This window comes from Streptomyces odontomachicola (assembly GCF_039605595.1).
Classification (GTDB): Bacteria; Actinomycetota; Actinomycetes; order Streptomycetales; family Streptomycetaceae; genus Streptomyces.
Window position 1 is genome coordinate 43409 of the sequence record NZ_JBCFOK010000014.1, and the last position, 11742, is coordinate 55150.

Annotated in this window: 13 protein-coding genes; 7 read left to right on the top strand and 6 right to left on the bottom strand. The window is 71.6% G+C overall.

Annotation, left to right across the window (positions count from 1 at the left end):
* Positions 1-39 precede the first annotated feature (39 nt).
* Both ABEE00_RS24330 and ABEE00_RS24335 read left to right on the top strand, forming a co-directional pair.
* A complete protein-coding gene (locus ABEE00_RS24330) occupies positions 40-1500 on the top strand; it encodes an MFS transporter (protein ID WP_345747778.1) in 1461 nt (486 codons plus the stop codon).
* Positions 1501-1543: 43 nt separating this feature from the next.
* Positions 1544-2902 (top strand): carotenoid oxygenase family protein, encoded by a 1359-nt coding sequence (locus ABEE00_RS24335; protein ID WP_345747779.1) that lies wholly within the window; start codon positions 1544-1546, stop codon positions 2900-2902.
* Here the strand turns inward: ABEE00_RS24335 and ABEE00_RS24340 are convergent.
* Together ABEE00_RS24340 and ABEE00_RS24345 are read right to left on the bottom strand one after the other, a co-directional pair.
* Complete coding sequence (locus ABEE00_RS24340; RefSeq protein WP_345747780.1) at positions 2899-3171, bottom strand: ArsR family transcriptional regulator; 273 nt, start codon at positions 3169-3171, stop codon at positions 2899-2901. The two genes, ABEE00_RS24335 and ABEE00_RS24340, sit on opposite strands and share 4 nt — an antisense overlap.
* 316 nt (positions 3172-3487) lie before the next feature.
* The gene (locus ABEE00_RS24345; protein ID WP_345747781.1) at positions 3488-4417 is read right to left on the bottom strand and encodes a LysR family transcriptional regulator; all 930 of its coding nucleotides are present in this window, start codon (positions 4415-4417) and stop codon (positions 3488-3490) included.
* 81 nt (positions 4418-4498) lie between these two features.
* Here ABEE00_RS24345 and ABEE00_RS24350 point away from each other — a divergent pair, with 81 nt between their 5' ends.
* Positions 4499-4993, top strand: coding sequence for a cupin domain-containing protein (locus ABEE00_RS24350; RefSeq protein WP_345747782.1), 495 nt, complete (start codon positions 4499-4501; stop codon positions 4991-4993).
* Positions 4994-5162: 169 nt separating this feature from the next.
* On the top strand, positions 5163-5522 hold the full coding sequence (locus tag ABEE00_RS24355) for a DoxX family protein (protein ID WP_345747783.1): 360 nt from the start codon (positions 5163-5165) through the stop codon (positions 5520-5522).
* 102 nt (positions 5523-5624) lie between these two features.
* Here ABEE00_RS24355 and ABEE00_RS24360 read toward each other — a convergent pair whose 3' ends face one another.
* Both ABEE00_RS24360 and ABEE00_RS24365 read right to left on the bottom strand, forming a co-directional pair.
* Positions 5625-5942, bottom strand: a complete 318-nt coding sequence (locus ABEE00_RS24360; protein WP_345747784.1) for a hypothetical protein — start codon at positions 5940-5942, stop codon at positions 5625-5627.
* A 547-nt stretch (positions 5943-6489) separates the two neighbouring features.
* Positions 6490-7032 carry a PadR family transcriptional regulator gene (locus ABEE00_RS24365; RefSeq protein WP_345747785.1) on the bottom strand — a complete coding sequence of 181 codons (543 nt, stop codon included), beginning with the start codon at positions 7030-7032 and terminating at the stop codon, positions 6490-6492.
* 81 nt (positions 7033-7113) lie between these two features.
* Here ABEE00_RS24365 and ABEE00_RS24370 point away from each other — a divergent pair, with 81 nt between their 5' ends.
* Positions 7114-8082, top strand: coding sequence for an alpha/beta hydrolase (locus ABEE00_RS24370; protein WP_345747786.1), 969 nt, complete (start codon positions 7114-7116; stop codon positions 8080-8082).
* Between the two features lie 104 nt (positions 8083-8186).
* Here ABEE00_RS24370 and ABEE00_RS24375 read toward each other — a convergent pair whose 3' ends face one another.
* Positions 8187-8786 (bottom strand): TetR/AcrR family transcriptional regulator, encoded by a 600-nt coding sequence (locus ABEE00_RS24375; protein ID WP_345747787.1) that lies wholly within the window; start codon positions 8784-8786, stop codon positions 8187-8189.
* A 162-nt stretch (positions 8787-8948) separates the two neighbouring features.
* On the opposite strand from ABEE00_RS24375, the gene ABEE00_RS24380 reads away from it, so the two are divergent.
* On the top strand, positions 8949-9803 hold the full coding sequence (locus ABEE00_RS24380) for an NAD(P)H-binding protein (RefSeq protein WP_345747788.1): 855 nt from the start codon (positions 8949-8951) through the stop codon (positions 9801-9803).
* 102 nt (positions 9804-9905) lie between these two features.
* Here ABEE00_RS24380 and ABEE00_RS24385 read toward each other — a convergent pair whose 3' ends face one another.
* On the bottom strand, positions 9906-10619 hold the full coding sequence (locus ABEE00_RS24385) for a TetR/AcrR family transcriptional regulator C-terminal domain-containing protein (RefSeq protein ID WP_345747789.1): 714 nt from the start codon (positions 10617-10619) through the stop codon (positions 9906-9908).
* A gap of 71 nt (positions 10620-10690) precedes the next feature.
* Between ABEE00_RS24385 and ABEE00_RS24390 the strand changes: the two genes are divergently transcribed.
* Positions 10691-11734, top strand: a complete 1044-nt coding sequence (locus ABEE00_RS24390; protein WP_345747790.1) for a PDR/VanB family oxidoreductase — start codon at positions 10691-10693, stop codon at positions 11732-11734.
* Positions 11735-11742: the final 8 nt, after the last annotated feature.

Consider the following 11742-nt stretch of genomic DNA (forward strand, 5'->3'; position numbering starts at 1 on the left):
CATCCGGCCCGTCCGCGGGCCCTTTTTTCGGAGTCAAGAGTGACTGACCAATCACACACACTCGCGGAGGACCGTCCTCCCGTACGCCGTCGCCGCCCCTCCCGCCGAGCGGGGGCACCAGCGGCACCCACAGCGAGCCTGGCCGCGCTGGCGGCAGCCCAGTTCACGGTGGTGCTCGACGCCTCGATCATCAACGTGGCCCTGCTCTCCATACGCGCGGACCTGGAGCTGAGCAACACCCAGACCGCGTGGGTGGTCGACGGCTACCTCGTCGCCTTCGCCGGACTCCTGCTGCTCGGCGGCCGGCTCGCCGATGTGCTGCGCCGCCGCGCCGTCTTCCTCGCCGGGCTGGGCGTGTTCACCCTCGCCTCCGTGGCCGGCGCGCTGGCACCGGGCGGAGCCGTACTGATCGGCGCGCGGCTCGGGCAGGGCATCGGTGCGGCGATGCTGGCCCCGGCGGCCCTCTCCCTTCTCCTGGTGCAGTTTCCCCACGGGCCCGCGCGTTCCCGGGCGTTGGGGATGTGGGGCGGGGTCTCCGGTGCGGGCGGCATCGCCGGCGTACTCCTGGGAGGCCTGCTCAGCCAGACGGCCGGCTGGCCGTGGATCTTCCTCGTCAACGTGCCGGTCGGCCTGGTGATCGGCGCGGTCGTCCTGCGCGCGGTCCCTCCGCTGCCCGCAGCGGGCGGCACGTTCGACGCGGCCGGAGCGCTCAGCGTCACCGTGGCCATGGCCGCCCTCGCGTACGGCCTGGTCAGCGGGGCGCACTCGGGCTGGGGCGACACCGCCACCCTCCTCGCGCTCGCCGTCGGCGCCCTCGCTCTCTGCGTTCTGGTCCCCGTCGAGCGGCGGGCGCAACGCCCCCTGATCCCCCTCCACATCGTCACCCGCCACCGCCTCGTCGCCGCGAACGCGATGATGCTGATCGTGGGCGGGGTGGCGGTCGGGCTCTTCTACTTCCTGCCGCAGTACCAGCAACTCGCGCTGGGCATGTCCCCGTTGACCGCGGGCCTGTCCCAACTGCCCATCGCGCTGGCCATCACCGCCGGCGGACTGCTCGCGCCGCGCCTCGCGTCGGCCCTGGGCCTCGGCAAGGCCCTCCCCCTCGCGCTCGCCTCGCTCGCCCTCAGCCTGCTGTGGCTGGCACCGGCCCGTACCGGACTGACGGCTGCGGACCTGGCAGGGCCCTTCCTGCTGATCGGTACGGGCATCGGCCTGGGCACCGTCTACCTCACGACGCTCGCCGTCGAGGGCGCGGCGCCCGGCGAAGCAGGGCTGGTCAGCGGCCTCGTCAACACCTCGCGGCAGATGGGAGGCGCGCTCGGCCTGGCCGCCCTGGTCGCCGTCTCGGCCTCCACTCCGGCCGCCCCCGACGCATCCGCGGCTCCCGACTTCTCCGCCGTCTTCCTCACCGCTGCCGGGGCCTGCGCCCTGGCCCTGCTGTCGTCACTGCTGCTGTCGCTGCTGCCCGCCCGGCTCACCCGCCGCTCCAGCAGCCTGTGACCGCCCCGCTGATCCCCGTACCACCGCCGACAAGGAGCACAGCATGCCCGTCAAGCCCTACCTCTCCGGCCACTACACCCCCGTACCCGACGAGTCGACCGCGACCGACCTCCCGGTCACCGGCGCCCTGCCTCCCGAGCTGTCGGGCCACTATCTGCGCAACGGGCACAACCCCAAGCCCGGGATCACGCCCAGCCATTGGTTCAAGGGGTCCGGGATGCTGCACGGCATACGCATCGCCGGGGGTCGCGCGCAGTGGTACCGCAACCGCTGGGTCAAGACCCCGGCGCTGGACGGCGCACCCCTCGTACGCGAGGACGGGTCCATGGACCTGACCGCGAGCGTCGCCGGCACCCACATCATCGAGCACGGCGGGCGTCTTCTGGCCCTGCAGGAGGCCAACCTGCCCTGGGAGGTGACGCCCGAGCTGGAGACCGTGGGCCCCTTCGACTTCCACGGGCGGCTGACCTCCGCGATGACCGCGCACCCCAAGGAGGATCCGCGCACCGGCGACCTGCACTTCTTCGGCTATTCGCCGTTCCCGCCCTATCTCACGTACTACGTCGCCACCCCCGCCGGCGACATCGTCCGCGAGCAGGTGGTGCCGGGCGGCACGCCCACCCTGATGCACGACTTCGCGATCACGGCCACGAAGGCCGTCTTCCTCGACGCGCCCGTCGTCTTCGACGCGGCCGAGCAGTCCGGCATCCCCTACCGCTGGCACGACGACCACCCGGCCCGCATCGGCGTCATGGACCGCCTCGGCCCGGCCGACCGCACACCGGAGATCACCTGGATCCCCGTAGCCCAGAAGACGCTCCTGCACGTCACCAACGCCTACGACGCCCCGGACGGCACCGTGGTGCTCGAAGGCCCCGCCTACGACCGCTCCTCCTGGGAGACGTCCTGGAAGTGGTGGACCGGCGCACCAGGCCACCCCCTCGCCCCGGTCACGGGAGCCACGGCCACGCGCTGGGTGCTCGACCCCCGTACGCGATCGGCCCGCGAGGAACCCCTCGACGACCTGTCCACCGACTTCCCCACCATCAACGAGGGCTTCACCGGGCGGAGTTCGGCCATCAGCTACTCCGTGGCCTTCCCCGGCGCAGGGCTGGAGGAGTTCGCCCTGGTCAAGCTCGACACCGCGAGCGGTGAGCGGCGGGTGTACGAGGCCGGGCCGGGCCGTCACGCCGGCGAGGCCGTCTTCGTACCCGCAGCGCAGGCCACGGCCGAGGACGAGGGCTACCTGCTGTCGATCGTCAGCGACCTGCGCGCGAACGCCTCCCAACTGCTCGTCCTCGACGCCCGGAACCTCACACCGGTCGCCGAGGTCCACCTGCCGCGCCGCGTGCCCAGCGGCATACACGGGTCATGGATTCCGGACGAGCGCATCGGCGCCTAGGCGGGGAGGGCTCCACGCGATGGACGCTTGGTTGCGGCGCAGATGCCGCTGTTCAGCAGCGCCGTGCCCAGGTCGGTGGAGGTGTGCAGTGCGGTGTTGCGGTGCCGGAAGGTGGTCAGCAGACCGGCTTCACGAAGCACGGTGGCGTGTTCGCTGACGCTGGACGGAGAGATGCGGGCCAGCGCGGCGAGCTCCTTGGTGCCGCACCCGGGATGCTCCGCCGCGGCGGCCAGCACCGCCGCGCGGGTGGCCCCCAGCAGCATCCTCACCGCCGGGGCTCTCCGGGGGCGTGGATGTCGGGATGAGCAGCTCCCCGCGGTGGGGAGAGCGGGCGGCGAAGGCGGGGTAGGTGACGCACGGACAGGCCGGATCGTCCTCGACGATGGTGTGGGCGGTGAAGACCGACGGTACGAGCAGCAGCCCCTGCCCCTCCAAGTGCAGGTCGCAGTCGACGGCGTTGGGCATGCGCACTTCCAGCACCGGGGGCTTCCACCGCATCCACGCCGGGTTCGCCCGGCTGAGCATCTCCCCGACGCCGCCCTCCAGGAACTGGCGCAGGCGTACGCGAGAAGGAACAGCGGATGTTCAGCACTTGGGGAGGTGGCCCCCGGGGCTGTGGCGTTCGAATTGTTCACGAGTTGCGGCAGCATCGGTCGCCGGTGCTCGGTGACGGTACGCGGTTGTCGCGATCTCGATGAAGGAGCGGATCAACGGGTTGGTGTCACCTTCGTTCCACGCCGCCACCACTCGGCTCGGTGGCATGTCGGTCAGCGGTACCGTGACCAGCTCCGCGGGCAGGTCGTGTCCGAGTGGGGCGAGGCCGACCGTGCCGTTCCACAGCACGGCCTGCAGGCATTCCTGGACGGCGCGCACCACGGGTCCCTGGCGCGGTCTGCCGCCGTTCCAGTACGACTGCCATATGGGGTCGGTGCCCTGCGGGAACTGGAACCAGCGGCGGTCGCTCAGTTCGGCCAGCCGCAGCCCGTCGCGGCGGGCCAGCGGATCGTCGGCGCGCAGCACCACGCCGACCGGATCGGTCCGCAGCGCACGCACCGTCAGGGCGGTCACGTCGAACGGCGCCCGGGTCAGCGCGACGTCGACCAGTCCGGCGCGCAGCCCGCAGGTCGGGTCGGTCAGATCGGTGTCGCGGATGCGGATGTCGATGCCGGGGTGGTGCCGGCGGTAGGCAGCGGCCAGCCTGGCCACTCCCGGGTCGGTGCCGTCGCCCAGGATGCCGATGGTGAGGGTCGCGACGCCGGCCGCCGCGCTCACGCGTACCCGGACGCGGTCGGCATGGTCGAGCAGGGCCCGCGCCTCGTCGAGCAGCACCGTGCCCACCGGAGTGAGCGTGACGCCGGCAGGCGAGCGGGCGAAGAGCAAGGCCCCGACATCGGCCTCCAGTTGCTTGATCGCCCGGCTCAGCGGCGGCTGGCTCATGTGCAGCCGGGTGGCGGCGCGGCCGAAGTGGAGTTCCTCGGCGACCGCCACGAAGTAGCGCAGGGTACGTAGCTCCACGCTGCAACGATACCCATGAGGTATCGGCGAGGCGGGACAGGTCTTGGACAGCCCTGCGGCCCCGGCGGTGAACTCGTGCGCATGACCGAAGAAGCGAAGACCAGCGAGCCGCAGACCCACCCCGCCGTATCGGTGGTGGGACCCGGCGATGGCGAGATGATCGTTCTGGGTACCACGCGCATGCGGGTTCTGGAGGACGGCAGCCACACCGGGCACCGCCTCGCGATCGCCGAGTCCGTGCTCGCCCCGCATACCCAGGGACCGCCGCAGCACCGCCACGCCCGACACGACGAGGGCTTCTACGTCCTGTCCGGCACCGTGCGGTTCACCGTCGGGGACGAGGACTACGACGCCGCCACGGGCACGCTCGTGATGGTTCCGCCCGGTACCCCGCACACCTTCGCCAACCTGACCGACCAACCCGCCGTCCTGCTCAGCACCTTCACCCCCGATCTGTACGTGCAGTACTTCCGGGACCTCCAGGACGCACTCGCCGGCGGCCGGCCGCTGACGCCCCAGGCCAACATCGACGCGATGAGCCGCTATGCGACCGAGCCCGCCACCGACCTCGCCTGAAGCCGACGGCACGGCACGGCCACCCTCCTTTCGGCCGGGAGGACGGTGGTGTCGCCATCTTCTGGTGCCCGGGGTCCTCGGATGACGGACCGGGCCTTGACCAGTGGCTCTTCTGGCAGTTGACGCAATCGACGGGGCTCCGTGAGCCGGTGGCCCGGGAACGGGAACCATGGACATCGCCTATTGGATCGTCGCGGGACTGCTCGCCTGCTTCTACGTCTACGCCGGCACGCTGAAGGTGATCCGCAGCCGTGCTCAACTCCGCCCGATGATGGCCTGGGTCGACCGCATACCCCTGCCCGCCCTCAGGGCGCTGGGGGCGGTCGAAATACTCGGCGCGACCGGACTGATCCTGCCGCCGCTGACCGGTATCGCTCCCTCGCTGGCGACGGCCGCAGCCACCGGCTTCGTACTCCTGCAGACCGGCGCGATCGCCGTCCACCTGACTGGCGAAGACCGCCGAATCGCACTCAACGCCGGGCTCACCGTTACCGCGGCCGTAGCCATCTGGCTGGCCACCCGGCTGTGATCCGGCCCAGTCCTCGACCGGTAGATGCGACTACAGGGCCCGCCGCCCCACGGCCGCCGTCATTGCTCATGAACATCGAACACGCCGCCACGTACGCGCTGCTCAGTGATGTGTACATCTGCTGCCGCAACTCGTGAACAGAGCCACTCGGACGCGCTCCAGCAGTTCCTCGTACGTGCCGGACCGCGCGGGACAGGCGAAGGAGGGAGACCAGCCGACCGCCGGGATGAGGGATAAGGGCATGCGGCATGCCGGTGTCAGCCGTGCGACCACGCGCTGCCGCCAGGCGTGCAGCCACACCGGCAGGCGGGGGGCCTGGAGCGTCCGTGAGGCGAAGTCGAGTTCGGACAGCGGCATCGGGCTCTGCGCCACCCGGGTGCGGACGGGATCCCCACCGGTGAGGTGGATGCGGTAGACCATCGACCCCTCCCCCAACCCCCGTTCCCCGCAACGGAATTGTCCCGGGGTGTCGTGATTCGGTCCAGGCCGAATCTGCTGTCGGTCGCCGCTGCGCCGCTTCCATGCTCAAGGGGTGAGTCCCATCGGGAGGATGCGCCGTCACTCAGTGACCGTTCGGTCGTGGACGCGCGCGGCGACCGAGGGACCCGGCCGGCCGTCTCGCAGCACCGCAGAACAGAACCGAGGGGGAAGACATGCTTCACCACACGCCACGAGGCGCACGGGCGCAGAAACCGCTCCCGCCCACCGTCCCCGAGAGCGCCGGCGTGCCACGGCCGCGCAGGCGGGGGAAGGGAAGGCGGGCCAGGACCCACCGTCTCGGCGACAGGGTGCGGGCCCAGCTCATGGCGCAAAAGCACGCCCACACCACGGAAATCAAGGTGCTGTGGCAATGAGACGCCACGTCATTCGGTGACTGCGGCGGTGGACTACGAACCTCACCCATCTGCGGCGCCGCCGCGGTCGCCATCCGGCTCCGCGACACCATCCGAAAGCCATCAGAAACGCCCTAGTCGTTCTGCCCCGCATCCCTCGCGAGGGCGTGCCAGAACTCCGCGTGGGCTTCTTCGTGGCGCATCCCCAAGGTGAGAAGGCGGGCGCGTGCGCGAGAGGCGGGGTCCTCGGGGTCGAGTTCGGCGAGCCTTTTCCGGTAGGTGCCGAGGAGTTCCTGGTGGCGGGCGGCTTGGGCGGCGGCGAGGCCGGTGGTGGCTGCCGGGTCGAGGAGGTCGGCGAAGAAGAGTTTCAGTTGGGCGGGGTCGCGTGTTTCCGCCGGGGGCGTGGTGGGATCCGCGATCCAGTCCTCGACCGCCTTTCGCCCTTCGGCGGTGAGGTGGAACAGCTTGCGGCGTCGACCGCCTTCTTCGGCCTCTTCGGAGAGCAGCCCGAGTTCCGTCAGCTTGGCGGGGTCCCTGTAGAGCTGAGCGTGCGGGATGGGCCAGAAGAATCCGATGCTCTCCTCCACCCGGGCCTTGAGGTCGTACGAGGTCATCGGGCCGTGACGGGCCAGCAGGCACAGCACCGCGTACGCCGAGAACGTCAGCTTCCCCACCATCAATCCTCCCTTTGACACCGTCTCATTGAGATCATATCGTCGGCGGCTCTTGACCATATCAATGAGACGATGGAGGTGCGGGTGCCCTCTCCCACCACTCCCCAGGCCCACACGAACGGCCCCGTTCACCCGGAGCTGGCCGCGACACTGGCCTCCCTGCCCCAACAGCCCAGCCCCTTCGAAGACATCGAGCGTGCCCGCGAGCGCTTCCGCGATCTGCTGACCCCGCTCACGGAGGAGTCCGACGACCGGCTGCGCATCACCCACACCACCGTCGACGGCCCGGACGGGAACCCCATCGACATCCAGGTGCTCCAGCCCGCAGCGGACGGCCACGGACCCCTGCCCGCCGTGCTCTACCTGCACGGCGGCTACTTCGCGCTCGGCGAGCTGGACGGCCCCAGCGCCATGGCCGGCGACATCGGCGCCCACCTCCCCGCCGTCGTCGTCAACGTCCACTACCGCCTGGCACCCGAGCACCCCTACCCCGCAGGGGCCGAGGACTGCTACGCCGTCCTGCGCTGGCTGGCGGCCCACACCGCCGAACTCGGCGTCGACCCCGCCCGGATCGCGGTGGCCGGAGCCTCCGCCGGCGCCTGTCTCGCCGCCGCGGTGACCCTGATGGCCCGCGACCGGCACGGCCCCGCGATCGCATTCCAGAGTCTCGTGGCCCCCGTCACCGACGACCGCCCGACGCCGTCGCGGGAGCGCATCACCGACCCGCGCGTGTGCAACGGCCGGGAGATCACCGAGATGTGGGACGCCTACCTCGGCCCGGACCGCGCCGAAGCCACGCCCGGTTACGCGGCGCCGGCCCGCGCCGCATCCCTCACAGGACTGCCTCCCGCCTACATCCTCACCTGCGGCCTGGACCCGCTGCGGGACGAGGGCCTCGCCTACGCACGCCGTCTCACCGAGGCCGACGTTCCCGTCGAGACCAAGGATGTGCCCGGCGCCTGGCACATGTTCGACTTCGCCGCCCCGCAGAGCACGCTCGCCCGCCAGACCACCCGCCACTGGCTCGACGCCCTCAAGGCGGCCCTCGCCTGAGCCCCGCACCCACGCCCGTCGGCGCCGGACCAGCGGCGGATTCGGCACCACGTCCCCGTGCCGGCCGCACCACGGGCGGTTGACCCAGGCACGCCGCTTCCGGATCAGCCGTCAGAAGCGCACGCGCGCCCGCGGATTCCGTCCAGGAGGTACGCAGTGCGGCGGTCATAGGCGTCGCGCGGAGGGCGTTCGCCGTGTTTGAGGGCGAGGGCGTTGTCGTGGACCAGGGCCTGGAGGTCGTCCGCCGTGAACTCCGGCCGCAGCGCGCCGGAGACCCGCGCCGCCGCGATGAACTCCTCGTTGGCCTCGCCGCCGATCCGGCAGATCTCCATGAGCTGCTCGGAGTGCGGATAGGTCTGCAACAGGACGTCGTTGAAGGCGGGTTGGCGGTACTGGAGGTCGCGGAGCGCGGTGAGGTAGTACGTGATCCGCTCGCCGGCGTCGTCGAGGGCCCGCGCGTGCTCGATGACGCCGAACACCTCGCTCGCCACGACCTCTTCGATGACGGCCTCGATGAGACCGACCCGCCCGCCGAACCGGTTGAAGATCGTCGCCTTGCTCACCCCCGCCGCCTTGGCGACCTCCTCCAGCGGCACCGTCAGGCCCTGCCCCTGGAAGGCGCCGATCGCGGCAGACCTGATCTGCTCGGAATTGCGCCGGGCGTCGGCGCGCAGCCGGGACCCCGAGGACGCTCCACCGGCCATGCCCCTCACCGTCTCTTCCTGTCACCCACCGACACTTAACTTGACTCGCCGGGTCAGTTTACCTACGGTCGCAGACGCAAGAGAAACTGACCCGGGTTGTCAACTTACGACGCCGCCTCCGGCCACGACCCCTCGCCGTGGGCATTCAGGAAGGTCAAAGCCATGATCGTTGTCACCGGCGCCACCGGCGGGCTGGGCGGCGCCACCGTCGAGCACCTCCTCAGCCGCGTACCCGCCGACCGCATCGGCGTCAGCGTCCGCGACACCGCGAAGGCGCAGCACCTCGCCGACCGCGGCGTACGCGTACGGCAGGGCTCCTACGAGGACCCGGCCGCGCTGCGCGACTCCTTCGCGGGCGCCGAGCAGGTGCTCGTGGTGTCCGGCAACGACCCGGCCGCCGATATGGTCGGCCTGCACCGCAACGCCATCGAGGCCGCGGTCGCGGCCGACGTCGGGCGGATCCTCTACACGAGCCAGCAGGGCGCCGTGCCCGGCAACCCGTACGGCCCCTCGCACTTCCACATCGCCACGGAGGAGATCCTCCGCGACTCCGGGGTCGCATGGACCTCGCTGCGCAACGGCGCCTACGGGCCGCTCGACCAGGTACTCGGCCCCTGGCAGCAGGCCGGAGTGATCGCCCAGCCGATGGACGGGCCCGTCCCGTACACCGACCGCGACGACGTGGCCGAGGGCACCGCGGCCCTCCTCGCCGGCGACCGCTCCCTCGACGGCCCCGTCACGCTCACCGCACGGGCCGCCGTCACCTTCGCCGATCTCGCCGAGGTCGCCTCCGACCTCACAGGACGCGCCGTCGAGCGCGTCGTCCTGGACGACGAGCAGTGGGTCGCCGACCAGGTCACGGCCGGTATGCCGGAACAGACGGCCCGGCTCGTCCTCTCCTGGTACCAGGCAAGCCGCCTGGGCTACTTCGCCGAGACCGACCCCCTGCTCGCCGAACTCCTCGGCCGCGAGCCGCGCACCGTCGCCGATCGACTCGCGGCGGACATCGCCGCCTGAGGATTCGTACGGAAATGGCCCTCGCCGGCGGACTGTTGAGGCCCGGGGATCCGGGGGCCAGCCGTCAAGCAGCCAGCTTCGCCAGCGGTCAGGCCCCGACCGTCAGGCGCCGACCCCGCCGCCCCCGCTCTCCCCGGACGCACCGGCCTGGGGCGAAGCCGCCCCCGCTACGGATCCGATGCCACCCAGCAGGAGTTCGAGCCCGAAGGTGAAGCGCGCGTCGAAGTCGAGCATCGAGTCGACCGGGCCCTCCGCCAGGTGCGGATAGCCGCCGGCGCGTACGACGTCGGCGAGGGTGTCGGACTCCCCTCCCCCGGCGCCCTGCTCCTCGAGGGTCTCCCCCAGCACGTAGCAGAAGACCGCTCCGGCGGCCCACAGGCCGTGGTCGCGCGGGAGACCGGCGTCGCGCACGCAGCCGACGAGGGTGTCGATGTAGGTCAGGTTGTTGCGCTTGGCCGCGTAGTTGCCGCCCACGATGCGCGCCCCGTCGCGCTGGGCCAGCAAGGCCGCGCGCAGGCTCGCGGCCAGGCCCCTGACGCGGTCCGCCCATCCGGCGTCGCCGTCGTACGCGGCGGCGGGCAGCGCGCGGGCGAGGATCGCCTCGGCCATCTCGTCCACCAGCGCGTCCTTGCCGGCGAACAGCCGGTAGAGCGTCGGCAGATGCACGCCGAGCCGGTCGGCAAGACGGCGCATCGTGAGCGTCTCCAGGCCGCCCTCGTCCACCAGCGCGAGCGCCTCGCGCACCGCCCTGTCGGCCCGCGCGGTGGCCAGCGTGGTGCGGCCGCGCTCCGCACCCTCGGTCCCCTCGATTGACATGTTAACGATGTTAGCAGTAGCGTGCGCGCACTCGTTGATAACGCTGTTAACACTTTGAGTCAGGGAACGAGATGCCTTCTTCCGCCTCCACCTCCGCTGCTCCCACCGCCCCTGCCGCCCCCGCCAAGGCCGATTCCGGCCCGCAGCCCGCCGCCGCCCGCGAGCCCGCCGCATCCTCCAGCGGATTCGACGTCACCGTCCGGCAGTTGCGCTGGGAGGCCGACGGCGTCGTCTCGCTCCAGCTCGACAGGGCCGGGGGCGGGCCGCTGCCGCCGTGGGAGCCCGGGGCGCACGTGGACCTCGTGCTGCCGACCGGGATCCAGCGCCAGTACTCCCTGTGCGGCCCGACCGGCGAGGAGAGCTCGTACCGGATCGGCGTACGGCGTGAGCGCGCCAGCCGCGGCGGCTCCGAATACCTCCACGCCTTCCTGCGCCCCGGGCAGCGCCTCCGTCTCAAGGGACCGCGCAGCAACTTCGCCTTCCGGCCGGCCGCTTCGTACGTGTTCGTGGCGGGCGGCATCGGGATCACGCCGATCCTGCCGATGATCCGTCAGGCGGAGAGCGAGGGCACGCCCTGGCGGCTGCTGTACGGCGGTCGCACCGCGGCCTCGATGCCGTTCCTCGACGAACTGCGGCACTACGGGTCGAGGGTGAGCCTCTACCCTGCCGACACCGTCGGCCGCATGCCCCTGGACTCACTCTTCGCCGAGGTCGAGCCCGGAGCGAAGGTGTACGCCTGCGGCCCGGCGTCACTGCTGAGCGCGCTCGACGAGGCCGTGGCGCACTGGCCCCAGGACACCCTGCACATCGAACGGTTCAAGGCCCGCCCCAAGGCGCCCGCCGACGACAAGCCCGTCGACGTCGAATGCCGCGCCTCCGGTACGACCGTCGCCGTGCCCGCGGGCCGCAGCATCCTCGACGGCCTCGAAGACGCCGGAATCCGGGTGCCGGCCTCCTGCCGCTCCGGGCTGTGCGGCTCCTGCGAGACGACCGTGCTGGAGGGGGTGCCCGATCACCGCGACGAGATCCTCTCCGCGGACGAGCGGGAGGCGGGCGACCGGATGTTCGTCTGCGTATCGCGCGCCTGCACCCCGCGCCTCGTCCTCGACCTGTGACCACGAGG